21 protein-coding genes are annotated in these 24,951 nt (G+C 36.0%); 14 read left to right on the top strand and 7 right to left on the bottom strand.

The window, feature by feature from the left end; translation table 11 throughout:
• The first annotated feature begins 150 nt into the window (after positions 1 to 150).
• Positions 151 to 2,208 carry an adenylate/guanylate cyclase domain-containing protein gene (locus IPH52_11965; protein ID MBK7055743.1) on the top strand — a complete coding sequence of 686 codons (2,058 nt, stop codon included), beginning with the start codon at positions 151 to 153 and terminating at the stop codon, positions 2,206 to 2,208.
• Here the strand turns inward: IPH52_11965 and IPH52_11970 are convergent.
• A complete protein-coding gene (locus IPH52_11970) occupies positions 2,205 to 3,512 on the bottom strand; it encodes a type III PLP-dependent enzyme (protein MBK7055744.1) in 1,308 nt (435 codons plus the stop codon). The two genes, IPH52_11965 and IPH52_11970, sit on opposite strands and share 4 nt — an antisense overlap.
• 400 nt (positions 3,513 to 3,912) lie before the next feature.
• Between IPH52_11970 and IPH52_11975 the strand changes: the two genes are divergently transcribed.
• The 11 genes from IPH52_11975 (at position 3,913) to IPH52_12025 (ending at position 15,706) form a co-directional block, all read left to right on the top strand.
• Complete coding sequence (locus IPH52_11975; GenBank protein ID MBK7055745.1) at positions 3,913 to 4,794, top strand: glycosyltransferase; 882 nt, start codon at positions 3,913 to 3,915, stop codon at positions 4,792 to 4,794.
• Positions 4,795 to 4,911: 117 nt separating this feature from the next.
• A complete protein-coding gene (locus IPH52_11980) occupies positions 4,912 to 6,606 on the top strand; it encodes an EAL domain-containing protein (GenBank protein ID MBK7055746.1) in 1,695 nt (564 codons plus the stop codon).
• Between the two features lie 6 nt (positions 6,607 to 6,612).
• Complete coding sequence (locus tag IPH52_11985; protein ID MBK7055747.1) at positions 6,613 to 7,509, top strand: aldose 1-epimerase; 897 nt, start codon at positions 6,613 to 6,615, stop codon at positions 7,507 to 7,509.
• Between the two features lie 120 nt (positions 7,510 to 7,629).
• Positions 7,630 to 8,196 (top strand): Uma2 family endonuclease, encoded by a 567-nt coding sequence (locus IPH52_11990; GenBank protein MBK7055748.1) that lies wholly within the window; start codon positions 7,630 to 7,632, stop codon positions 8,194 to 8,196.
• Positions 8,197 to 8,710: 514 nt separating this feature from the next.
• A complete protein-coding gene (locus IPH52_11995) occupies positions 8,711 to 9,010 on the top strand; it encodes a 50S ribosomal protein L28 (GenBank protein MBK7055749.1) in 300 nt (99 codons plus the stop codon).
• 109 nt (positions 9,011 to 9,119) lie between these two features.
• Positions 9,120 to 9,791, top strand: a complete 672-nt coding sequence (gene nth / locus IPH52_12000) for an endonuclease III (GenBank protein ID MBK7055750.1) — start codon at positions 9,120 to 9,122, stop codon at positions 9,789 to 9,791.
• The gene (locus IPH52_12005; GenBank protein MBK7055751.1) at positions 9,792 to 10,196 is read left to right on the top strand and encodes an acyl-CoA thioesterase; all 405 of its coding nucleotides are present in this window, start codon (positions 9,792 to 9,794) and stop codon (positions 10,194 to 10,196) included. It abuts the gene before it with no gap.
• A gap of 1 nt (position 10,197) precedes the next feature.
• Positions 10,198 to 10,599 carry a peptide chain release factor-like protein gene (locus IPH52_12010; protein ID MBK7055752.1) on the top strand — a complete coding sequence of 134 codons (402 nt, stop codon included), beginning with the start codon at positions 10,198 to 10,200 and terminating at the stop codon, positions 10,597 to 10,599.
• Positions 10,600 to 10,605: 6 nt separating this feature from the next.
• The gene (gene purL, locus IPH52_12015) at positions 10,606 to 12,837 is read left to right on the top strand and encodes a phosphoribosylformylglycinamidine synthase subunit PurL (GenBank protein MBK7055753.1); all 2,232 of its coding nucleotides are present in this window, start codon (positions 10,606 to 10,608) and stop codon (positions 12,835 to 12,837) included.
• The gene (locus IPH52_12020) at positions 12,830 to 13,795 is read left to right on the top strand and encodes a hypothetical protein (GenBank protein MBK7055754.1); all 966 of its coding nucleotides are present in this window, start codon (positions 12,830 to 12,832) and stop codon (positions 13,793 to 13,795) included. The genes purL and IPH52_12020 overlap by 8 nt, the downstream gene beginning before the upstream one ends.
• A 156-nt stretch (positions 13,796 to 13,951) precedes the next feature.
• Complete coding sequence (locus tag IPH52_12025; protein MBK7055755.1) at positions 13,952 to 15,706, top strand: HAMP domain-containing protein; 1,755 nt, start codon at positions 13,952 to 13,954, stop codon at positions 15,704 to 15,706.
• 8 nt (positions 15,707 to 15,714) lie between these two features.
• Here the strand turns inward: IPH52_12025 and IPH52_12030 are convergent, their stop codons facing one another.
• Both IPH52_12030 and IPH52_12035 read right to left on the bottom strand, forming a co-directional pair.
• Positions 15,715 to 16,458, bottom strand: coding sequence for a pyridoxine 5'-phosphate synthase (locus tag IPH52_12030; GenBank protein MBK7055756.1), 744 nt, complete (start codon positions 16,456 to 16,458; stop codon positions 15,715 to 15,717).
• Between the two features lies 1 nt (position 16,459).
• A complete protein-coding gene (locus IPH52_12035; GenBank protein ID MBK7055757.1) occupies positions 16,460 to 17,413 on the bottom strand; it encodes a patatin-like phospholipase family protein in 954 nt (317 codons plus the stop codon).
• Positions 17,414 to 17,501: 88 nt separating this feature from the next.
• On the opposite strand from IPH52_12035, the gene IPH52_12040 reads away from it, so the two are divergent.
• Both IPH52_12040 and IPH52_12045 read left to right on the top strand, forming a co-directional pair.
• Positions 17,502 to 19,448 carry an ABC-F family ATP-binding cassette domain-containing protein gene (locus IPH52_12040; GenBank protein ID MBK7055758.1) on the top strand — a complete coding sequence of 649 codons (1,947 nt, stop codon included), beginning with the start codon at positions 17,502 to 17,504 and terminating at the stop codon, positions 19,446 to 19,448.
• A gap of 260 nt (positions 19,449 to 19,708) precedes the next feature.
• On the top strand, positions 19,709 to 19,900 hold the full coding sequence (locus tag IPH52_12045) for a hypothetical protein (protein MBK7055759.1): 192 nt from the start codon (positions 19,709 to 19,711) through the stop codon (positions 19,898 to 19,900).
• Positions 19,901 to 20,143: 243 nt separating this feature from the next.
• Here the strand turns inward: IPH52_12045 and IPH52_12050 are convergent, their stop codons facing one another.
• The 4 genes from IPH52_12050 to IPH52_12065 form a co-directional block, all read right to left on the bottom strand.
• Entirely contained in the window at positions 20,144 to 21,661 is a 1,518-nt protein-coding gene (locus IPH52_12050) for an MFS transporter (GenBank protein MBK7055760.1), read from the bottom strand.
• Between the two features lie 68 nt (positions 21,662 to 21,729).
• Positions 21,730 to 22,467: a gamma-glutamyl-gamma-aminobutyrate hydrolase family protein gene (locus IPH52_12055; GenBank protein MBK7055761.1), complete on the bottom strand. Its 738-nt coding sequence runs from the start codon at positions 22,465 to 22,467 to the stop codon at positions 21,730 to 21,732.
• Positions 22,468 to 22,476: 9 nt separating this feature from the next.
• A complete protein-coding gene (locus IPH52_12060; GenBank protein MBK7055762.1) occupies positions 22,477 to 23,544 on the bottom strand; it encodes a DUF1574 family protein in 1,068 nt (355 codons plus the stop codon).
• Positions 23,531 to 24,943 (bottom strand): MBOAT family protein, encoded by a 1,413-nt coding sequence (locus tag IPH52_12065; GenBank protein MBK7055763.1) that lies wholly within the window; start codon positions 24,941 to 24,943, stop codon positions 23,531 to 23,533. The genes IPH52_12060 and IPH52_12065 overlap by 14 nt, the downstream gene beginning before the upstream one ends.
• Between the last annotated feature and the right edge of the window lie 8 nt (positions 24,944 to 24,951).

Genomic DNA, 24,951 nt, shown 5'->3' on the forward strand with positions numbered 1-24,951 from the left:
AAAACAGAAACAAGCCTTTCCAATATAAAGTATCTCAAAAAAACAAAAAACCAATTGGCGAAGCCATACACAGTCAAAGCTGAACCAATCAACCTACCACTTTAAACGATTCACTTGACTAGAGAAATTCAAAATTTAGAACAGTCCTACATGCGTAGCGCAATACTCATACTAAGTCTCTTTTTATTATTTTGCAAACCACAGACGATTGCAATTCCGAAAGCTGAGGCTGGAGTTATAGATTTACGCAACTGGGACTTTCAGAAAAACGGAATCATACAACTAGATGGAGCATGGGAATTTTATTGGAAAGAGTTTTTAGAATCAAAGGATTTCAAAAACCAAGACAATTCAAATCCGATTTATATTTCATTTCCAAGCGTATGGAACCAGTTCAATTATAAAAACGAGACGTTACCCGCAAGAGGTTATGCAACATTTCGATTAAAAATAAAATTTGCGAAGAACTCACCACCTATCGCACTTCGAACGAGAGAGCAAGCCACATCTTATGCAGTATTTTGGAATGGGGAAAAAATACTCAGTGCAGGAGTTGTGGGGAAAAACGAAAAAACCGCTCGAGCGCATTACCAAAACACTCAAGTCTTTTTAGGAAGCCCTACCGAGGAAGTCGAAATCATATATTGGATTTCAAATTACGATCATCGAAGTGGCGGAGCATGGCACAGTTTACAACTTGGAACACACGAAGACATAGGTAAGGAAACCAGTTTTTTTAGGGAGATGGATTATTTTTTAGCTGGAATTATTTTTATAATGGTTCTTTATCATCTATTTCTCTATTTTTATAGGAAGACAGATGTTTCCAATATTTTATTTTCAGCGTTTTGCTTTGCGATATTACTTCGCTCTCTTTCTACGGGAGAGAGGATTATTAACTCCTATTTCCAGCTTCCATTTTGGTTTTATATAAGGCTCGAATACATAACGTGGTATATGAGTATGCCGCTGGGTTACCATTTTCTCAGCACACAATTTTCAAATCACTATCTAAATAAATTCACTACCTTAAATTATTTTCTAAGCAGCATTATGGCTCTAGGACTTTTCTTTCCACCGTATATATTTACTCAATTCGTTCCTTATTACCAATTGCTTTACTTTTTATTTTTATTATTAGGCTTTGGATATTTAATTTACTTTGTTTATAAAAAAATACAGGGAGCGCGTTTACTTCTTTCTGGATTTTTATTTATGCTACTTACGGCTATTAACGATTTGCTCTATACAAATCAATGGATTGACAGTTTTTATTTATCGCATTATGGATTAGCATTCTTAATATTCAGTCAGTCTCTCAGTATCTCGATTCGACTTTCAAAAGCATTTAACTCTATCGAAATCCTAACAGAAGATTTACGATTGGTAAATAAGGCATACAGTAGATTTGTCCCAAAGGAATTTCTAAATTTCTTAAACAAGCAAAGTATAACTGAGATATTTCTTGGAGAGCAAGTCCAAAGGGAAATGTCAATCCTATTTAGCGACATACGCTCGTTTACCGAACTTTCAGAGAAGCTGAGTCCAAAAGATAATTTTAACTTTTTAAATTCCTATTTAAGCAGAATGGGACCGATTGTCAGAAGTCATGGGGGGTTTATAGATAAATACATAGGTGACGGGATAATGGCTCTTTTCCCTGGGAGCATTGAAAACGCTTTAGACTCTGCTATAGAAATGCAAAAAGAGATTCGAATTTACAATCAGCAGAGAATGAACTTCCAATATGATTCCATTCGAGTAGGAATTGGAATTCACACAGGTCCTATGATTTTAGGAACGATAGGCGAAGAAGAAAGAATGGAAAGCACAGTGATTTCAGATGCAGTCAATTTAGCATCTAGAATTGAGGGACTAACTAAAACCTACGGAGCTTATATTTTAATCAGTGAATTTGCCCTTCAGAGTATAAAGACTCCCGAGAAATATACTTATCGAGTTTTAGATCGAGTCAAAGTAAAAGGCAAATCCAACACGATCGCTGTGTATGAAATCTTCAACGGCATGTCAGATTACCTTTTCGAATTACACTCGCAAACGAAGACAGACTTTGAAAAAGGATTATATCACTACTGGTCAAATGAATTTACGGAAGCAATAGAATCCTTTCAACGGGTAATTGATATTTTCCCCTCAGATATAGCTACTTTACATTTCTTAGATCTTGCCAAAAAGCAACGATCCTAGAATGTAAATACATAATTCACATCTTCCAATTCAAATCCGTTGAATTTAGATGCAGCAGCAATTGTATAGGCACCATGGTTACGAATGATTAGCCAATTACCGCAGACTAATTCAGGAAGCATGATCCCATCAGCAATTTTATCCATACTATCACAGGTTTGACCAAAGATAACGGATTTGTATAGAAGCTCGTTCTCTGCTACTGGCTTACGAAGTTCGAAATGAGGAGTTGCTTTATCAAAAACAATATTATTAAAAACACCATAGAGGTTTGAGTTAATATAATAATGTATAATCTTTTCAGAGTCTGAATTAATGATGATTTTGCGCCCAATAACGTTAGTCACTAGAGTTCCACAACTAGTTGCAAAGAATCTTCCTGGCTCAGCAATTACTTCAATATCAGGAATATCCGCGAATGATAACGCCAACTGTCCATTAATCGCATTTGCAATTTCAATGAACTTATCTTCCAATTCAGGTGAGTCATGACCGGGAAACCCACCCCCAATATCTAATAATCTCATTTCAAACCCGTAAGTTTTTGCTGTATTAAAAACTTCTCTTGCTAGTGCAATTGCATCTGTATAAGCAGAAGAGCTTTCACATTCAGAGCCTACATGAAAGCTAACACCGATTATATTGAGTCCAAGTGTTTTTGCTAAATCAAATACTTCAGGCAAATTAGAAGTAGGACAACCAAACTTTGTTCCGAATGGCATTCTTGACTTTGAGTCGTCTACTAAAATTCGTAATACTAATTCAGCATTCGGATGAAATACGGAGATTTTTTTTAGTTCGTCCACATTATCAAAGGTTAATTTTTTAATTCCTTCTCCTTCTGCAAATGTGATATGGTTAATTTCTTTTACAGGGTTTGCGAAAATCATTTTATCAGGATCTACATCCAATTCCCGCACAGTAGAAATTTCTACCTTGGAAGCAACATCAAACCCGACACCCAAGTCAACTAACGTTCCAAGTAGTAGCTTATCGGAATTACACTTCACCGCATAAAACATTTTTACATTTGGCATGTGTCTCATCCAGAGCTTGTATTTTCTAAAAATAGCACCAATGTCTAAAAGAAAAAAACTACTGAGTGAAGCACGACTTTCAATTACACTTTTAATCACATCGATCATTGTGTATTCTTCATCGTCATACATTCTAATATTGTTTTCATTGATCATCGAAACAAGTCCGGGAACATCAACGCCAATTTTTACAATGTCTAAATCTTCTGCGCCTTCTTTTAATTCCTTTACAACTTTATTTTCTACTTTAATAGTTTTGTTCGCCACGAAAAATACCTTTTCCTCTATATAGTTTAAATTTTTAAAACTAGATTACCATTCATGGAAAGACTTTGTTTTGGAAAGAAAAAATTAAAAGTAACCCACTGTAAAAATTTTTCCCGCGTACATTCTTAATTATGGCAATACGATTACAGGCTTGATACAAATTCGCGACTATTTTTGCTAGTTTTTTTCCTTTCCTTTTGCAACAAAAAAGAAACTACGGCTAATAAGAAATAGCCACAATCCCAATTAAGAGTTATTTTGCCTAACTCTCTGTATCTAAGTGTCTCAGTGGCAAAATTTACTGTTTCGTTATATTAAAAATCTCTTTTAAAATAATCATAACCGAGCATATTGTAAAAATCCTTCTTGCTCTTTTTAAAACCTTTTTTATTTTGTGGATATGCCAAGAATAAGTGTAGTCATCCCCGCGTTAAACGAAGAAAAATTTCTTCCCATCCTTTTGGAATCTTTAAAGAATCAAACATTTAAAGACTATGAAGTAATTGTTGCAGATGCAGGCTCAAAAGATAATACCCTAGAGATTGCCAATAGCTATGGAGCGCGTGTCGTTCCCGGTGGAATGCCAGGTCCCGGTCGTAATCGAGGAGCAGAGGTTGCAACGGGAGAATTTTTATTTTTCTTTGACTCTGATGTTCTTTTACCAAATGATTTTTTGGAAAAAGCAATGACTGAAATGGATGATCGTTTTATAGACTTGGCTACTTGCGAATTCTTGCCATTATCCGAACTTACTATAGACAAAGCGGTTTTTCAACTTTCCAACTTAATCGTAAAGATGAATCAAAATCTAAACCCTCGTGCTGCCGGATTTTGTATATTTATCAATCGTCGTCTTTTTAAACGGGTCGGAGGTTTCGATGAATCTGTCGTGATTGCCGAAGATCATGATTTAGTTGAGCGTGCTTCTAAGTTTCGTCCGCTGCGATTTCTAAAAACAACATCTCTAAGCGTTAGTGTTCGTAGGCTTGACAAAGAAGGACGCCTTTCCTTATTGCAAAAATATGTAAAAGTAGAAATGCATCTTCTTACGAAAGGTAGCGTGAAAGACGACATCATAGAATACGAATTTGGCAACTTCGACGAGGCAGAAAAATCTAAACGTAAAAAACTATTAAATGATATTGAAGATGGAATTCTAAAACTAGATAGACAATTCACTAAAACTTCTTCTGAATGGAATGAAAAAACAGCTGAGGTAGAAGAAAAATTAAAATCTAGCTTTGATGGATTGAATGAATCAATACGCAATTTTTTTAAATAGGAATATCTAGAGGTTTACATTGATTTAACGTAGCAACAGTCGCAATCTTTTTTTCTTTAAAATATTTTTACTTGTAACTGATAAGAGTGCTACAAATATTGAATAGTTAAAACCACCATGAAAGACATACGTATCTTGTTAATCGATGAATCTTCCCACGATGAAATTACTCTTAGCAAGAAGCTAGAAAGTAGTGGTTACAAACCTGAAATCACTCGATTAATCAATTTAGAACAAATAAAAACGATTGCGATCAAGAAGTCTTGGGATATAATTTTAACTGAACATACTTTATCGGAATTTACCTCTCTTGAACTGATTGCGATGGCGCAGGAGAGTAAGATTGATATACCGATTGTAATTCTTTCCAGTATGATTTCAGAGGATTTCGCCGTGGAGGCAATGAAAGCCGGAGCCAAAGATTATATCAGAAAAGACAATATGACGCGGCTAATCCCTGTTATAGAAAGGGAATTACGAGAAACCGATTCTCGCAATGCACGTAAGATGGCAGAAGAAGCTGTCTATTATATGGCATTTCATGATCCATTGACAGGACTTGCCAATAGATATGAATTTGAAAGTAAACTCATCAAAATTTTAGATGATGTAAAAGAAAATCCAGAACTACATTACTGCCTACTCTACATCGACCTCGACCAATTCAAAGTGGTCAATGATACCTGTGGTCATCCTGCCGGGGATGACCTTTTACGGCAAGTCTCCGTTATCCTCGGTCAGAGTTTAAAGAAAGATGGATTTGCAGCAAGAATTGGCGGAGATGAGTTTACAATTATCCTTGAAAACCATACAATCGAAAAAGCAAGTGAGTTCGCCGAAAATTTGCTTCGGAACTTAGCTGAATTTCGTTTCAATTGGATGGACAAAATATTCGTAATTGGTGGAAGCATCGGGATAATTCGAATTAGCTCTAAAATCGAAACTATCAATGAAATACTCAGTAGAGCGGATATGGCTTGCTATGCAGCAAAAGAAGCAGGAAGAAACCGAGCCCATATTTATATTGAAGATGATAGACAAATGACCTTTAGAATGCAAGAAATGCAATGGTTATCGAGATTAAATGAAAGTCTAGAGCAAGATTTATTTACGTTATATAAGCAGCCAATAGTCTCCATTCCCTACAATAAAGATACTTCCGTTTTATTCTACGAATTTTTACTCAGACTTAGAACAAACAATGGAAGTCTCATCATGCCGGATGTATTTATGCGTGCGGCAGAGCGTTATAATCTCATGCCATCTCTAGACCGTTGGGTAGTTGAGAATGCATTTCGTTATATAGCAAAGCATTTTGCAAACAAAGAAGAGAGAAAACAAGAAACTCGCTTTTTTATTAATCTTTCCGGTGCTAGCATGAGTGATAATAATTTTTTCAATTTTACCTTTAAGAAAATGCAAGAGTATGGAATTGAGCCGGGATTAATATGCTTTGAAATCACAGAAACAGTAGCAATTTCGGATTTTAAAAAGGCGATAGAGTTTATCAAAGAAGTTAGAAGTCGTGGTTCCTATTTCGCTCTCGATGATTTTGGCTCTGGAATGTCTTCTTTCTCTTACTTGAAAAATTTTACCGTTGATTATGTAAAAATTGATGGAAGTTTTGTAAGGGACATGAAAGATGATCCACTCGACTATGCCATTGTCGAATCGATCAATAAGATTTCACATATAGTTGGTCTTAAAACAATTGCAGAATTTGTAGAAGACATGGGAACAATGGATATTCTCGAAAAATTAGGAATAGATTATGCGCAAGGGTTTGGAATCGCCCGTCCGCATTCTACGTAAAAAACGATGCACAAATTAACACTTTTAAACTCTCATTCAGAACTCGATCTCAATTTAGATTTAGGTGGACAAGTAGAAAGACTTACTTTAAAACACCCCCGCCTTGACAAGAAAATACCCGTTATCCTCCCCTATGATCCAAGCCTTCCCTTTTTTCAATCGGGCAATTTTCTAATGTATCCCTGGGTCAATCGACTTGAGTCCAACAAAATTAGCATTGTAGGTCGTAAATATACAATTGACCCTCTCGAAAAAGATTCAACTGACCGACCAATTCATGGACTGTATTTCAATAAAAAAAGAAGATTAATTGAGTTAAAAAAAGAATCTGCTCGTATAGAGCCGTTAGAGGTAAATCCTAAGTTTCCACAATTTATCGAATCCTTTGTATTGGAAGATAATTCCCTTACAATTCGAACCGAGTTTTATAATCCGACAGACAACATACAAGAATTTGCCTATGGCTATCATCCTTACCTGCGGCTAAAGGCAAATCTAGAAGAATGTTCAATTCATACAAATTTCACTCACTACGTTCCATTAACAGACGACTTATTACCCAACAAAGACTTGATTAAAAACGAAATTTCTTATTTATTTACAAGTAATTCTCTCTTAGGACAAATGAAATTAGACCATTTATTTACAGGTAGTCCAAGTGAGCCTTATTTTGGAATCGCGGATGAAAAAGAAAAAATCCTTTTACAAGTTCGAGTATCCGTAAATTCCCAAATTCCACTTCCCTACTTTCAAGTCTATACTCCAGAGGATAGAAAATCAATCGCCATCGAGCCGATGAGTTCTACCGGCAACGCGTTCTTTACCGCGAAGTCAGGCTTATGCCGATTAAACCCGGGCGATCGCATATTTGGTGAATTTGTAATTGAATTGTTGAAGTTGTAAGTTTTTGCAGTATCCTTAATTTCACCAATTATAGGCAACGAAAATTCTAGTATCTTACTTCTCAAAGGAATTCCATGATTTTTACTTGACTCTTTCCATTCCTAAGATTATTCTCTGACTATGAGCCTTGTATTAGAAAATCCAAACTTAAGTAAGAGCTTATATGAATTTACGATAGAAAAATACCATGAGCTTTCGGAATCGGGACTACTCCCTAGAAACTTGGAACTCGTTTTCGGAGGAATTGTAAAAAAAGTGACTATATCTCCTATTCACGCGATTTTGGTTAACAGTTTGCGAGACAGTATCATAAAAGAGTTGCCAGTAGGCTATTTTCTTAGACAGGAAAGTCCTTTAAGCATCGAAAGTTTACACTCAGAGCCAGAACCTGATCTTGCCATTTTAAAGGGGAAGCAGAAGGAATTTATCTCTGAGCACCCGACAACCGCACTTTGGGTGATTGAAGTCTCCAATACCACTGTTGACTTGGACAGGGTAAAGAAAAAAATCTACGCCACAGCAAATGTTCCTGTCTATTGGATTATCAATCTATCTACCAAGGAAATTGAAATATATACAAACCCGAAAGCTGGCGAGTATAAAGAGGAAAAGACTTATTCCGCGTCTGATTTACTCCCCATACCTCAGCCATTGAGCATTTCCATTCGTCTTTCTGACTTTTTATAAAAATGATCCGAAAAATCTCCTTATCTTGAGAATCCTATGAATCCTGTCTAAGAATTCCATTTACCTAAAAGGGATCTTCGACTGACGTAAAAGCCACATAGAAGCCAAAGTCGGCTTCTATGTGGCTTTTACGTCGCCTTTATATCAGTTTAATATTAGAATAAATCTAAAACTAATTTACTATTTATAATACAATCCGCTTAATGTATAAGCACTTAAGATCGATTCCCTTTCTTCTTAAACCATGCATTTATGAAAAATCCAAGTTAATTCCATACTTTTCCTCTGTGTCTCTGTGACTCAGTGGCAATCTTCCTTCTTCTGGCACAAACCTTGCATTATAAGTTGTATTATTAAAACTTTTTTTCAATTTTAATAAATCCTCTTGTTTATCTAGATTGGGGTCTGGGAGATTGCTCCACCCCAATTCTTTTTTTTCTAAAAATCCCCTTTTTTCGTTCTTTTCCCTTGACTCTTAGGGCTATCTCAAAAAACTGCTTATAAAGGTAATACTATGGCTAGAAAATGCGTTGTAACAGGAAGAGGCACAGCTTACGGAAATGCTGTATCTCACTCTCATAAAAAAACCAGAAGAATCTGGAAAGTAAATATCGTTAAGAAAAATATCTTCTTAGAAGATGAGAACCGTTGGGTTGCTGTAAAAATTTCTACCCGTGCTCTTAGAACACTAAAGAAAAAAGGTCTCAAATCCGCAATCAAAGACAATGGTGGTTCTCTAGCTCAACTTGCTCCTAAAAAGCATGTTGGTTATAAAAAAACTGTAAAAGCTAAGACAGCGGCTAAATCGGCTTAGATTAGTAAAGCGGCGCCAGTAATACAGTCACCTCGAATAGCTTCACCATGAGAGGTCTGTTTTACTTAATACTATCGTTCTTTTGAAAGATAGACCTCTCACGAAAGGACTGTTCGAGGTGACAGGAGTAGTTCCTAAGAAGCAAAATCCCAATTTTCCCTTCACAACAGAAGTCAACAAAAGACTAAAAAAATTCTTTGGATTTGTTTCGTGTCCACTTCATTACAAAAAAGACTATGAACTATGCATTGCTGTTATCCTCAGTGCACAATGCACAGACGAGAGGGTAAATACTGTTACCCCTGCCCTTTTCGAAAGATTTACTAATCTAGAAGCATTTGCAAACGCAGAAATCTCTGAAATTGAAAAACTTATTTTTTCAACGGGATTTTATAAAAATAAAGCCAAGTCTATCCAAGGCTTCGCATCTTTACTTATAGAAAAACACGCAGGCAAACTTCCGAAAACAATTGCAGAGCTTATAAAACTTCCGGGTGTAGGAAGAAAAACTGCAAACGTAATTCTAAATGAAATTCACAAAATTTCAGAAGGAATTGTTGTAGATACGCATGTAAAAAGAATTTCGAATGTTTTAAAACTTACAAAATCAGAAAATCCTGTAATAATAGAAAAAGATTTAATGAAAAAAATAGAACGTCAATACTGGATGGATTTTTCCCTGTATTTAATTTTTTTAGGTAGAAAGTTTTGCAAGGCTCATAAAACTGAATGTGAAGGCTGTCCTTTAAACGACATCTGTCCTTCTTCTCTGGTGAAGTGAATGGAAACAATTGAACCGAATTTAAAAGGAATGGATTTAGTCACGCAGCATATCGTGATGTCAAAAGAACTAAACGCGCACGGAAATCTTTTCGGTGGTATAATGCTTGCCTGGATTGATGAAGCAGCAGCCCTCTATGCAATGGAAAAAATTGCTTATACGAATATCGTCACTGTTCACATGGATGATATTAACTTCAAATATCCGGGACGCAATGGGGACATCATCCAAATATACGCCGCAATCGAAAAGACCGGCAAATCATCCTTAACCATTAAAACTATGTGCATTTCTATCAATAATAAGTCGCGTGTAAAAAATGAAGTTATCAACTGTAAGGTAACGTTTGTTTGCCTCGATTCAGGCGGAAAACCTTTTCCCTATTTTGATATGCTAGGAAATTAAAATGTCTATTTCATTTCCTGTTTCCCCCGAAAAACAAAATCAATTGCTAGCACGTATGATTAAGCTTCAAATCAAAGAATCTGATTTAGAAGAATCCTTCACACGTTCCGGCGGTAAAGGCGGACAGAACGTAAATAAGGTTTCTACAGCCGTTCATTTAAAACACAAACTATCAGGCATCGAAGTAAAATGCTCTATTCATAGAACGCAAGGGCTAAATCGCTATAAGGCGCGAGATATACTCTGTGATAAATTAGAAGAAAAAAAGAATCCAAAAGAAAGTAAAATCCATTTAGAGCGCGAGAAAATTATCAAAACAAAAGTGAAAAAAGAAAAACGTAAACAAAGACGAATTGAAGAATTAAAAATAAAAGATTTAAACGAAGACTACGGAGACGAGTAACAATCCATGGAAAAAGAAAAAGTAACCCTTGAAGACGCAATCGAGCACGGACTAAAAGAAAATGAATTCGAAGATATTTGTAAGATTTTAGGACGCACACCTAATTCCACTGAGCTAGGAATTTTTTCTGGTATGTGGTCAGAGCATTGCTCTTATAAAAATTCCATTTTAAAATTAAAAACTCTTCCGACCGAATCAAGCCTCATGCTTACTACAACAGGCGAAGAAAACGCGGGTGCACTCGACATAGGAGACGGACTCGGAGTTGTCTTTAAAATAGAAAGCCACAATCATCCAACTGCTGTTGAGCCTTATCAGGGAGCGGCTACGGGGGTAGGCGGTATTATGCGCGACATCTTCACAATGGGTGCAAGACCTTTTATATCTCTCAACTCTCTTCGATTTGGTCTTCCGGATTTAAAACGAAATGAATACTTACTCAAACGTGCCGTCAAAGGAATTGCGGATTACGGCAACTCCCTCGGAATCGCTGTTAGTGGAGGAGAACTTTTTTTCGATAATTCTTTTTCTAAAAATCCTTTAGTCAATGCAATGACAGTTGGGCTTGTAAAGAAAAACGGAATGGCAAAAGCAACCACAGGTGGAAAGGTCGGCTACGCGGTATATATCGTTGGAGCAACTACTGGAAGAGATGGAATTCATGGGGCATCCTTTGCCTCTAAAGATCTAAGCAAAGAAAGCGAAGAAAAAAAATCCGCTGTCCAAGTAGGAGATCCATTCATGGAAAAACTTCTCATGGAGGCAACTCTCGAAGCAATCGAAAAAGATTTACTCATCGGAATCCAAGACATGGGTGCTGCGGGTATATCTTGTTCTACCTCTGAGATGTCGGCTAAAGGCAACTCGGGAATGGAAATTGATTTAGACAAAGTTCCTTTTCGCGAAACTGGAATGAACGCCTACGAGGCAATGCTTTCCGAGAGTCAGGAGAGAATGCTTGTTGTCCCTAAGCAAGGAAAAGAAAAAGAACTCGTAGATATTTTCAAAAAATGGGATTTAAACGCAGTTGAAATTGGAGTCGTCACAGGAGATGGACTTCTACGAGTAAAAAAAGATGGAAAAGTGAAAGCAGAAATTCCATCGCAAACACTTGTATTAGGCGGTGGTGCTCCAAGATATGTTAGAGAAGAAAAACGTCCTGCCTATTTAGATATAGAAAACAAATTAGATGTAGCTGCTTTAGAAGATTTAAAAGAGGCTAATGTGCGTATAGCTCTCGAGAAGATGATTTCTACTTTAAACATTTCTTCTCGTAAACCACTCTATGAACAATATGATACGGATGTCGGACTTGTAAAAATTACAGGACCGGGACTTGATGGTGGACTAGCCCGTGTTCCCGGAACGAACAAAGGAATTGCTGTGGCTACTGACTGTAATTCGCGCTATACTTATCTAAATCCACACAAGGGTGCAATGTGGGCAGTTTGTGAATCAGCCCGAAACGTATTCGTTACTGGTGCTAAGCCAATCGGTATTACAAACAATCTTAACTTTGCAAATCCGTATATCCCTGAAAACTATTATGTATTCTCAGAATGTGTAAAAGGAATCGGAGATGCCTGTCGGTATCTAAAGCTTCCTGTCACTGGTGGCAACGTTTCTTTCTACAACGAATCACCAGAAGGACCGGTATTCCCTACTCCGACCATCGGAATGGTGGGGCTAATAGAGAATATCTCAAACTACATCAAAAACTATTTTACAAAACCAAATCAGTCTATTGCTTTGATTGGTAGATTTAAACCTACTCTCGGTGGAAGTGAATACTTAAAGGAAATCTTTAACGTCACAAAGGGAGAAATTCCTGAGCTTTCTCTAGAAGATGAATTAAATTTGCAAAATCTAGTTTTAGAATTAAATGAAAATAAACTCATCTCTAGCGCAAAAGACTTATCACTCGGTGGGCTAATCGTGGCTATCTGCAAAATGGCATTTCCTTCTCATATCGGGGTTAACCTTGATTTAACGAAAATTCGTAAATCCCGTTTAGATGAAACTCTATTCGGAGAAACTTCTGCTTCTGTTTTAATTACCTTCGAGTCCGAAAATGTAAACAAGGTAAAAACCTTGTGTGAGAAGCACAAGCTCGAATTTAACCCAATCGGAAATACAATAGGAGAAAAATCTATTACAATCAATGGATTAGGCTCTGTCGCAAATCTAGATTCTTTAGAAGAAAAATACGAATCTGCATTGGTAAAAATATTTGAGTAGAAAAAAAAGAAAACTTATTTCTGGATTTTTTTTAGTTCTACAGTCTTTTTTATTGTCCGCCTGTTTATATTCGATGAATGGATGTAGTTCAGGCGAAGTAAAGAAAACCGTTGCGCCTGGACTCGAAGCGGAATACCTTGTGTTAAACGAAAAAGTTCTTCTCAATTTTTACGGAAGTCCTGATGAGCGCGATTGGGCAATTAAGACACTCGAAAGAAGATGTGATGACAAAGAAGATCCACATGCCTGTTATAACCTTGCAACTCATTTGTTCGCTATAAAAAACTTTGCGAGTGCAACCAAGTTTGCAGAGAAAGCAGTCTTACAAAGTCCAAAGGATTCTCTTTACCTTGAACTTTATAGACAATCACTTCTTGAAAATGCAAAATTAGAATCTGCAAATACTTTTGTTTTTTCTTCTTCGGATACTGGCTATTTGCTTACAAAATTAGAACTAGAGTGCAGAAATAAGAGAACAGAGTCAGCCTATGAAATAACATCAGATTTGATTTCAAAAAAAATACTCAGTCAGGAATCGATTCGAAACGGATTTCTACCCGATTGCCTATCCGATAAGATGATCTCCGAGTTAGCAGCAAAAACGCAAAGCAATAAAATCAATTTTACAAATCACTATTATACAGAGAAAAATAAATCGAACCTATTCTATTCAATTTGGGATACATCTTATTTAACTAAGAACAAACCCATAGAGAAAGAAGAAGCGTTAAACCATAAGTTAACTGAGCACTGGAGAGATTTAAGGAAAGCCGTTGCCGCAAAGAATAAAAAACTTGCATTCAAGGCTTACAATGATTTTACTACAGAGTTAAACAAGGAAAAAGCCAATTCAAAAAGAGAACCTAATCTATATTTAGCCATAGAAAGAGCTTCCGAACTCTTAATTGAACAGGATGAATTCTTTGCGCAATTTAGAAGCCTATTAAACAAAAATTAAGCCCTATTAATTTTTCGACCTAATCTTTTTTTGGAAAATATCTACACGCATTTAATCTACCTACAGAAAATTTCGAACTGACAAATTCAATTATTGTCTTGACCGACTTGGTTAATCAAGCATTCTAATCTTATTTTGGAAACGCCAACACCTAAAATGAATTTAAGAATAAAGATTTTAATAGGCTCGCTCATACTTAGCTTGATAGTCAGCGTTTCTCTTGCTTACACTTCGTTTCGAATTTTACAAAACGAATTGTATGAAGAATACCGCGACCGACTTATTCACACTTCCGATTTAGGATCAAAATTAATTGATCAGGATTCTCTCCATTACCTGCTAAAACAATTAACGCTCAATTTGAACGAAGAAGAGACTGAAAAAATTCAAAATTCAAAAGAATTCAAGGAAGTCTATGACTCACTCAATTCACTACGCAATTCAAAGCCAAATCTAATCCAATACGTATATATATGGGTTAAGACTGATAATCCGGACGAGGTTCTTTATTTGGCTGACGCAGATGTTTTACAGTTGTTAGAGAAAAAATCTAAAGGAGAAAAAATAGAAGGAATTTCTACTTTTGGGAGCAAATACGATATTACCCCCTTCCCGGAAGCAAGAAAGACTTTTGAACAAAACACTTCTCTTGTAGAAAAAGAATATCGTCTAGACGCAGAGTTCAATACTTATTCCATTTCCGGCTACTCACCAATTACCGATAAAAAGACAGGAGTTCAATTAGCTGTGCTTGGTATTGATATGACAGATACAAATATTCGAGAGGCATTGAAAAAATCCACTCTCGTATCTGCTATCATTGGAATTATTACAGTCATCATTACATCCATTTCATCCTTACTACTTGGAAATATTTTTGTAAAGCCAATTCTAGAATTAAATAAAGTCGTATTGCAATTTGGCGCAAAAGATTTTTCTGCTCGCTCTAGAATCGAATCCTCCGATGAAGTGGGGTTACTCTCGAATAACTTCAACAATATGGCGGAGACGATTGTTGATTACGATATAAAAATCAATGAGCTTCTAGACTCAATGAGAAGATTTGTTCCTTTTGAATTTTTAAATTTTCTCGATAAAAAAAGTATCACAGAAATTTCTCTTGGAGACCAAGTCAACCAGGAGATGACAGTGTTTTTTTCGGACATCAGGTCATTTACAAAACTAAGTGAATCAATGTCACCAAGTCAAACGTTCAACTTCATCAATTCTTACTTGAAAAGAATGGGACCACTCATCCGAGAGAATAAGGGATTCATTGATAAATACATTGGTGATTCAATTATGGCAATCTTTCCGACAGACCCCGATTACGCGATATTAGCCGGAATCAGTATTCGAAAAGAATTAAATCTTTACAATCAGCACAGACTGTCGTATGGATATCCTCCCATAAATATCGGAATAGGAATTCACACCGGCAATTTAATGTTAGGCACAATTGGAGAATCCCAGAGAATGGATACGACTGTAATTGCAGATTCAGTGAACCTGGCTTCTCGCATTGAAGGCTTAACTAAATTTTACGGGGTAACTACGCTTATAACAGAAACAACAAAATCAAAACTTAAAAATATAAATCAATTCAATATGCGGTTCATTGGGTTAGTTCAAGTTGCAGGCAAAGAGGAATCTGTTGGTATATACGAAGTATTCGATGGTGATGATGAGAAAACTTTTGATTTCAAAAAAAGAACGACTCAAAAATTCGAAGAAGGAATGCAATTCTACATCCAAGGGAAATTAAAAGAATCTCACAAACTCTTCAAAGAAATTTATCTGGAGAATATTCTAGATAAGCCCTCAGAAGTATATCTTCGTAAAATTAAATATCTCTACAAGCACGGTCTACCAGCAGATTGGAAAGGCGTCGATAAAATGTTGAGTAAGTGATTATACGGTCACCCATTCAAAGCCTTTAAGTAAGCCTTCACTGCATTTTCCATTCCATGTAGGAGGGCAAATGACATTAGCCGATGACCAATGGATACTTCGCGTAAACCGGAAAGCTTTTTAAAGATAGCAAGATTCTTTTCATCTAAATCGTGACCTGCATTGACTCCTATTCCTAGCTTTGTTGCGGCTAATGCTGCTTTTTCGTAACTTAGAAAACTATCCATACCATTGCCGGAATCAAACGCCTCCGCAAACGGTCCTGTGTAAAACTCAATTCTATCTGCTTCGATTTGCTTCGCATAATGCATATTGTATACATTAGTATCCAGAAAAAGAGAAACTCTTACGCCTGCCGATCTGATTTTTTGAATGAGGGGATAAAGTGATTCTCCTTCCTTCTTTAAATCAAAGCCATGATCAGATGTCACCTCACCCGGACGCACAGGAACAAGTGTAGCTTGGTCTGGAAGATTTTCTAGGACAATGTCAAGAAACCGCTCGTCAGGAGCACCTTCAATATTGTATTCTATCTTCTTCGAATACTCTTTGTTATACTCTATAATAAATTTTTTTAAATCCTTTGTATCCTTACGTGTTATATGCCTTTCATCGCTTCTTGGATGAACTGTTATCCCATGCGCTCCACTATCCATAATTACTTTTGTAAATGTAAGTAAATTAGGAATATCCCCTCCTCTCGAATTTCGAAGAGTCGCAATTTTATTTACATTTACACTGAGGCTAATCATATTATTCCTTCCTACAAAAATTTAATATTTCTGATTTTAATTTTTCCACATCTTCTTTTCCCATTTCATAGCAATCTTTCACTGCAATCGGATCAGTATAATCAAACGATGAAATCGGAAGCTTGCGGGATGGTTTTATTAGAAACGTGCTTTCTAGAAGTGCTCTATCTTTCCCGAAAATGGTAGTATCTTCATAATACACACCAATCTTCTTTGCCTTTTTGGAAAATTTTTCTAATAGTAAATTGTTCGTTAATCCCCCATCTAGAAAGTAAACTTTGCTATTATTCTGAAAAGATACGACAGGCGGAATAGAGGAGGAATTTAGAATAATACTTTCAACAATCTCAGGAGATTTTAAATCTTTATTTGTATAAATGATGGTCTGCATATTCCAGCGCTCCATAATCTTACTCACGCGGCTACAGGGAATTCCCTGCTCCTTATCATTTTCGTCTAGAAGATAAGCGCGAGTAGTCTCTGTAACTAATTTGGCAATATCCCAATAATGATTAATTCCGGACTTCTTAGGAATTGCTTGCACAGTCCCAATGTAAATTTTTACTTTTGACTTTCTGACTTTTTCCAAATTCATACCATGACGAATTAAACGACGGTAGATATTTTCGTGCGGAAAAGGACTTTTGCCCTGAAAAAGACTCATTACTTGAAAATTCGAATTATTTCTTTTGGTAAGCTCACTGAAATATTCAATGGATTCATCTTCGCTCTCAGAAAGAATTCCAAGTGCCATCGCAGCTCCCGCACTCACACCAGAAATTTCTTTAATCTGAATCCCCCATTTTCGAAGCTTGTAACCAACACCCATTGCGTATAACGCTTTACAGCCACCACCGGCAATCGCAAGACTCACTTCGTATTGAGGTTTCTTTTTCCTTATCTGTTTTTTATCGATTGGACTCTTTACTAATTTTTCCTTTGCCTTAGTTTTCATAGCTCTCTCCAAGTTGATAGAATTCCAAAAGTTGTAAAGGAATAAAGATTGTCAACCCTCTCTCTTATACGATTATGACAAAGGTAATATGAATCTAATATCAGTCGACAAACTCTCAAAAAAAGCAGGCGAGAAAGAACTTTTTCGTGAATTAACCTTTGGATTAAATGAAGGCGAAAAAATTGCCATCATCGGAATCAATGGCTCGGGAAAATCCACTTTCCTAAAAATGGTAAAAGATTTAGAAGACGCAGATGGAGGGGCTATTTACAAAAACCGCTCGCTTAAGATTTCTTCCCTCGAACAAAATCCTCCCTTCGATCCCAATGACACTATCCTCGAACATATCTTCAAAGGAAAAAGTAAGGCACTAACACTTGTTAAACGCTACGAACAAATTTCAGAGCAAATGGAAACAGATTCGAGCGAAGCATTAGAAAAAGAATTCCACGACATAATGGAAGAAATGGACAAGGCAAATGCCTGGGAATATGAAGATCAAATTAAATCTATTCTAAACGAGCTAGGCATCTCAGGGTTAAATCGCCGTATGTCGGAACTTTCGGGCGGAATGTTAAAAAAAGTAGAGTTAGTGCAGACTTTAATTGATGATGCCAATCTTTTAATATTAGATGAGCCGACTAACCATTTAGATGTAGAAACAATTCTCTGGCTCGAAAATTATTTAATCAAGATGGACAAAGCACTGCTCCTCGTAACTCACGATCGTTATTTCCTAGATTTGGTTGTTGATAAAATTCTAGAAATTGCACTTCCCCAGTCGACTCTCTTTGAAGGGAATTACAATTATTATCTCGAAAAGAAAGTCGAGATGGATGAAGCCAATGCAAGAAAAGAAGCAAAGGCAGAAAGTTTTCTAAGAGTAGAATTAGAATGGCTAAGACGTCAGCCGAAAGCCCGTGGAACAAAACAAAAAGCAAGAACGGATAAAATCATAGGTGTAGTCAATCGCGAGAAAATGGTTCAGCAAGAAGCATTCACATTTAAAGTTGACCCAAAGAAAATTGGAAAGAAAATTTTAGAAATTAATAATATCACAAAAGGGTTTAATGACCGTAAGCTCATAGATAAATTTTCTTATACATTCAAACACTACGAAAGATTGGGCATTGTGGGACCAAACGGTGCCGGCAAATCCACATTACTCAACATCTTAACAGGAAAGTTAACTCCTGACTCAGGCTCTGTTAGCCCTGGAATCAATACAAAGTTCGGTTACTTCGACCAAAACAATATTGAACTAAAACAATCCATGCGTGTTCTAGAATACATTCAAAAGACCGCCGGCGAATACATATTACTCGAAGATGGAAACCGTCTGAGTGCGGGTCTCATGTTAGAAAGATTTCAATTTCCATCTAAGATGCAATCATCGCCAATCGAAAAACTTTCCGGTGGAGAAAAAAGAAGACTCTACCTTGTGCAGATACTCATGCATAACCCCAACTTCTTAATATTAGATGAGCCAACAAACGACTTCGACATCAAGACACTTTCTATTCTAGAAGAATTTCTTTTAGACTTTCCAGGCTGTGTTTTAACAGTATCTCATGATAGATACTTCATGGATAGAGTATCCAATCACTTACTCATATTCGATGGAAAAGGAAACATTGACTTATTTTCGGGAAGTTATACGGAGTATTTGAACCAACCAAAATCAGACTCAAAACAAAAGTCTAATGCTAATCCAACGACTACCCAACAAACAACTACCTCAACTCTACCAGAAACAAAGCCTATAGAGTCTACGAATACGGCTACTTCTGATAAGCCACTTGGTAAGAAACTTTCCTTCAAAGAAGAAAAGGAATTAAAATCACTCGAAAAAGAAATTGAAAATCTAGAAAAAGAAAAAGCAAAGATTCAAGAAGATTTGATTACTTTTCATTCTGACTTTAAAAAAGTAGAAACTCTTAGCGCCAAATTAGTAGAAACCGACGCACTCATTGACGTTAAGTTTAAAAGATGGGAAGAGCTTGGGGAATGGCTAATTTGGAATGTTGAATTGTGAATGAAGAATTGGTCGCATTACTTAATGCTTAAAATTTTCTGATTACTTGTCATTTGTATTAAGAACTGCCAAACAGAAAAAGATACTAGCTGTTCCAATATCAATCATGCTTTAACCCTTATGACCATTACATCGCAATCGAAAGACAAGAGAATTGTGACTCAGGAAATATCGTTAGTATATAGATGTTAGGCTATTTATTACCCTGTTTTCATCGTAAGCCAGCCAATATCATTTGCGAGTAAAAATTCCATTCATTCTTGACTTTTTATCATGATAAAATCAATTTAAACTATGCAGAAGGATACTACTATAATGGAATCAAAAAAAGATCCGTAAAGAAAAAATCACAAATTTCTAAAGACAATACAACCAAGCTTAAAAATGAAAATGGAAAATTCATTCATCGACGAAATGAAAAAATGGATTATATCTTCCCTCCATCACTCTGAAGAGACAAAATCAACATCAGCAAGCTTTATATAAATGGATTAACTAAAAGGAATAAAAACAAAGAAATGTTCCCAGAGTCCAAGTGTTTCAATAATTAGAATATGACTTTAAATCCAAGCATCAATTATAATGCATTTACAACCCTCCCGCTGTTAATTAGATTAAGCGAAAAATGAAAGATATGAAACATTTAGGAAAAGAGTTTATAGCAATTAGCGTCACCGATTTTTAATCTCTGCACCTCAGTGACTCTGTGGCAGAACTTCTCCCCTTCTCGTAAAAAGTCTTCGAAATACAACAAGTCCAATTGGGGATAATACTGTCATGCCGCCAATCCAAATCCAAATCATATATTGATCTGGATAATCTTTTGCACCCTCCGGCGCATAAATAGCCAAAAGCCAACCGGACAAAGGACCCGCAATCATCTTAGCTAGAAAATAAGGAAGATAGGAAAGAGCAATATACGTTCCCTCTCGTCCTGGGGGTGCAATTTCAGCAGAGAATTGCATGAGCCGAGGTGACCAAATCGCTTCGCCGATAGTAAATATTACAATAAAGAAGACAAGTCCGAGGATAATTGGATTTTGCCTCTCTGGAATTAGATCAAGCCAATCTACAAGGATTAAATTCCCAATCCATGTTTTAACAAGAGGCTCAAAAAAGAAACTCGGAATCGCCGCAATAAAAATAGAAATGGAAGAAATGACAGTTCCAACTATCAGCATATAGTAAGATTTAATATGCCTTGTAAAATGAGCAATGAGTGGAACTAGAAAAATAATCATCACAGGATTTAAAATGCCATAAATACTTCCTACTTTAATTCCATCGCCTAATATCCGTATGCCGTATTTTGGAAATGTATAATTAAAATGGTAAAACACAAGTTTTACAAAAACTAAAATTCCCAGCATGAATAAATAAGTCCAAAAAGCTTTTTCAAGGAATACAGTTTTCATGATCGAAACCGTATCAATCGAAGATTTTTTTAATTCTTGAAATAAGGATTTAATAAAATTCAAATCATTTGTTTCTCTTTGACTAACACTAATTACCCCACTCTCGGAAAGGGAAACACCATCTCTCATCGCAAGAATTAAAAGCATAGAGGGAATTGTAATCAGAAAGCTCACTAAGAAAATAATTTGATAGGTAGAAATTTCAATTCCTGCAACGGGAATCATTTGGATTGTATGCTCTCCGAAAATTTCTCTCACCTTATCAAAAATATAACCTCCAAGAGCAAAGCCAACGTTCATCAAAGTATAAAACAATCCAAAGCCTAAAGCAGTGCTTTCACTTGTCGTATATTTCTTTATCCCAACGGATAAGACAGGAACGAGAATAGCATTTCCAATCGCCACTGGAATAAATGCAAACAGGCTAACAACGATTAGGTTGTTGGTAAACGGCATTACAAGGCGACCTAAAAGCATTGCACCCATTCCTATGAGAAGAGTTCGTTTAACACCGATTGCATCCACAACTGATCCAACTAATATAGAGATACAAGTCATAAGAGTAGACCATGTTCCAATATAAGACCCAGCGGCTATATCATCTAATCCGCAATCCTTCGACAAATACAAAACAAAAGCCATATTTGATGCCCCGTAGGCAGCATACTCCAAAAGCTTTGCTGAAAATAATATCCATATTTCTCTCGGCGAGTCTTTTAATCCCTTCGCATAATTCCAAAGAATAAAAAGAAATCCGAAGATGAGAGTAGCGGATAATAAGTATAGACTATTTTTCATATATTGTTCATTCCCGAATTCTCCCCCCTTTCGCGTGGCTCACTACCGCCAAGCGATATCGGGAATCTCTACTTCTTGAGACCCCCTACAGAAGATTTAGGGGGTGACACCGACACCATAATAAAAAAACCAATAAACCTCGAAATCAAATTCCAACCTTCCCTACTTTCATGAAAATCTTCGGGATGAGTTTGAAAAGAAAAAGCAGGATAGACTTTATGAGCAAGCCCTTCAATCTCACAATGCTCACTTGTGCAAGTAAGTTCTAGATCTTCTGGAATATTTTTTACTTCTTGTTCATGCTTTGCATGTGATATAAAGGAATTAGCCTCTCCCAATATTGACTTCAATCTTTCATTCAACACAGTAACTTTTCTAAACTCATTGTATTTCTTTTCAGGAAGATTTTCTCTATTTGCCACATAATCCACATTAGCCCCGTAGAGCCATCCAAATAATTGATGCGAAAAACAAATTCCTAGAAATGGAATTCCTTTTTCAATAACGCATTCTTTTAGATCTCGACCGAACATATTCACCCATTCTAGACTGTCGGTGACATTGGCATAACTACCTAAAGATATAACACCGATTACCCGCTTTCCTCTTTTAGTCACCGATTCTAAATATTGCCTTAGCGTCTCACGACTATGCGAAGGAAAGAAGACTTCCGTATAAACCTCAAAGTACTTCTCTTTTTGCATTTCTGCTAAGAGTTCTGAAATCAGATTGATTCCATCGTTTGCTGGCTCACGTAAGAATGGATCGATTATAAGTAGAATATTCCCAATTTGGTTTGAAACCATATCGTTTTTTTATCGCTCTTTTATCGGTGTCATCGGTGGTAAATTCTTATCTCCCTCAAACTCATCCACAAAGAAATTCACAATTTTACCATAACAGGAAACAGATTGATGAGAAGCATCGTAGAATTCATCGCAATCAGAAACGGTATTCAAATCATAAAAGCGCATACCGTATTTGTCCGCAAGCTCAGTCATTCGCTTTCCGAAACTGTCTTTTAGATTTAACTTTTCGTATTCTTTGCGATAGGTTTTATAGACTCGAGGCCAGATTAAATATACTTTAATGTTGTTTGCTTTTGCTAATTCTAAGACTTTTTCTGTATAAAAATACTGTGTTTCGTTTTGTTTAAAATTACTTCCTAGATAAATATTTTTCATTCGAAGAGAATCGGCTTCAAGGCGCTTTTCATCGTTTACAAAACTCATATAAGCAAGTTGTGAACCTTTCGAAATATCCAAGAGCGGCAACTCGCTATTATACCGAATATCATATTCTTTTAACTTGCGACTCTTTACTCTTTCTAAGAGCAATTTATAATTAAACTCAAGTCTACGAAAGGATACCATTTTATCTAAAAGAAATTCCTGCCTATCATCCGAAGGAATATGCTTCCAATACTTACCAACAAACTCATCATCGGCACCCATGCGTAGAAATGGATCATGCATAAGTCCTTTTGAATCATCAAAACCTTCTGGGCTGACTACGAAGAAAATCAATTTAGGTTGAAGCTTTGCCTCTACAACTTTTTCCATCCAAAACAAAGTGTAGGCAGGAACTGCTTGAGGTCCTGAAAAATTATAAATGGAATATTTCTCTTTTCTTTCCTTATCTGTTCCAAAGGCTAATTCTGAATAGGCGTAAGCTCGCGAGTCGCCGAAAGCAATTAAAAGATTTTTCTCTGATTTGTCTGCCTTTAATTTTTCAAATAGCAATGGTCTATGTTTATAATAAACAATATTACCGGTTTGTAAAAAATTATTTTTGAAATAGTCTATTGTAAATATTTTATCAAGACCCAGTAATCCCAAAAAGAAAAAGAGCGGATAATAAAGAAAGACTCTAGAATTTTTCATAGAAGAAATCCTTATTGCCACTGTTGTTTAAAATTAATAAAACAATGGCTAGAGAAAATATTGGAAGTAAAAAGCGTTTCCATTTTTCAAATCGTTCAAATTTTTCGGGAAACTCCTCAGTAACATGAAATAGCATTGCAAATAATATGATATAAAGCCCCATTTCGATATTTCGCATTTGAATTCCAGATTGAAAACTAATCATTCTCCAAATCACAGTAGCTGCGGCTAATAGAGATTGTGTGAAGAATAAAATCCAGGTAATCATATACACATGAAATACAAAAAGAAATTTTAGAAATGGTTTGAATTTGTTCTCAGGGATAAGATTGATTTTCTTTACTTCCATATATCTCTCAACCGAAAGAAATACACCCGTCAAAAATCCCCACATGATAAAATTCATACTCGCCCCATGCCAAAGCCCACCTAATATAAAGGTTATTAGAAGATTCAAGTAACCTCTTGTTTCACTTACTCTCGAGCCACCAAGCGGTATATAGATGTAATCCCGAATCCAAAAAGAAAAACTTAAATGCCATCTTCTCCAAAAGTCCGAAAAGCTATTTAAGAAAAACGGTGCCTTGAAGTTTTCAGGGAGGTTAAATCCGAGTAGCCGCCCTAGTCCACGTGCAATATCCGTTAGCCCTGAGAAATCAAGGTAGAGATGAATTGCAAAAAAATAACAGGTAAGCAAAATAGAAAGTCCAGAATAATTCTCTGGCTCTTTAAAAATTGGATATATGACAGTTGCAATCGAATCAGAGAGAGCAATTTTTTTAGTAAGTCCGAGTAAAATTTTCCACAAGCCTTCGAACATATCTTCCTTAGTCAAAGTAGGAGACTCCATCTTAGGGACTACATCTTTAAAACGAGTAATCGGTCCTGCAATCATCACAGGAAAAAACAAGGTGTAAGACGCAACGTCATAAAACGAAATTGCTCTTTCGATTGTTTTCTTTTGTAAATCAACGGATAACGAAATCAACTGGAAGGTATAATAACTAATCGTCACAGGTAAAATGACTTCGAAATTTGCGATATGCGTAATACTGCTGAAATATTGATTGAGGTCCGACTTGCGAGTTAGAATTTCTATTCCCGTCAAATACCCAATCGTCTCTAAGAAAAAATAAAAGTATTTAAACAAGAATAGGTTCAGTAAATTAAAACCCACCGTCAGTTTTAGAAAGTAAGATTTTTCCTGTGTAAATCGAATCAATAAAAAATTCACTGCTATCACAAACAAAAAGTGAAGCAAAAAATTAAAGCTAAATAAGCTATAAAAAACACAGGAGGAAATCAAAAGAATCAAACGTTTTAACTTATTGTTTACATTCCAATAAGTATAGAACACAACTAAGAAAAGCAAAAAGAATTTGATGCTTAAAAAGCTCACGGTTCACT

It is taken from the genome of Leptospiraceae bacterium (genome assembly GCA_016708435.1).
GTDB lineage: Bacteria > Spirochaetota > Leptospiria > Leptospirales > Leptospiraceae > UBA2033.

Excerpts from the sequence above, each read along its gene's own strand:
- IPH52_12005 (MBK7055751.1), top strand. The coding sequence starts at position 9,792 with ATGGAAACAATTGAACCGAATTTAAAAGGAATGGATTTAGTCACGCAG.
- IPH52_12050 (MBK7055760.1), bottom strand. The coding sequence starts at position 21,661 with ATGAAAAATAGTCTATACTTATTATCCGCTACTCTCATCTTCGGATTT.
- IPH52_12030 (MBK7055756.1), bottom strand. The coding sequence starts at position 16,458 with ATGATTAGCCTCAGTGTAAATGTAAATAAAATTGCGACTCTTCGAAAT.
- IPH52_12040 (MBK7055758.1), top strand. The coding sequence starts at position 17,502 with ATGAATCTAATATCAGTCGACAAACTCTCAAAAAAAGCAGGCGAGAAA.
- IPH52_12060 (MBK7055762.1), bottom strand. The coding sequence starts at position 23,544 with ATGAAAAATTCTAGAGTCTTTCTTTATTATCCGCTCTTTTTCTTTTTG.
- IPH52_11995 (MBK7055749.1), top strand. The coding sequence starts at position 8,711 with ATGGCTAGAAAATGCGTTGTAACAGGAAGAGGCACAGCTTACGGAAAT.
- IPH52_11975 (MBK7055745.1), top strand. The coding sequence starts at position 3,913 with ATGCCAAGAATAAGTGTAGTCATCCCCGCGTTAAACGAAGAAAAATTT.
- IPH52_11990 (MBK7055748.1), top strand. The coding sequence starts at position 7,630 with ATGAGCCTTGTATTAGAAAATCCAAACTTAAGTAAGAGCTTATATGAA.
- IPH52_11965 (MBK7055743.1), top strand. The coding sequence starts at position 151 with ATGCGTAGCGCAATACTCATACTAAGTCTCTTTTTATTATTTTGCAAA.
- IPH52_12010 (MBK7055752.1), top strand. The coding sequence starts at position 10,198 with ATGTCTATTTCATTTCCTGTTTCCCCCGAAAAACAAAATCAATTGCTA.
- IPH52_12035 (MBK7055757.1), bottom strand. The coding sequence starts at position 17,413 with ATGAAAACTAAGGCAAAGGAAAAATTAGTAAAGAGTCCAATCGATAAA.
- IPH52_12025 (MBK7055755.1), top strand. The coding sequence starts at position 13,952 with ATGAATTTAAGAATAAAGATTTTAATAGGCTCGCTCATACTTAGCTTG.
- IPH52_11985 (MBK7055747.1), top strand. The coding sequence starts at position 6,613 with ATGCACAAATTAACACTTTTAAACTCTCATTCAGAACTCGATCTCAAT.
- purL (MBK7055753.1), top strand. The coding sequence starts at position 10,606 with ATGGAAAAAGAAAAAGTAACCCTTGAAGACGCAATCGAGCACGGACTA.
- IPH52_12055 (MBK7055761.1), bottom strand. The coding sequence starts at position 22,467 with ATGGTTTCAAACCAAATTGGGAATATTCTACTTATAATCGATCCATTC.
- IPH52_11980 (MBK7055746.1), top strand. The coding sequence starts at position 4,912 with ATGAAAGACATACGTATCTTGTTAATCGATGAATCTTCCCACGATGAA.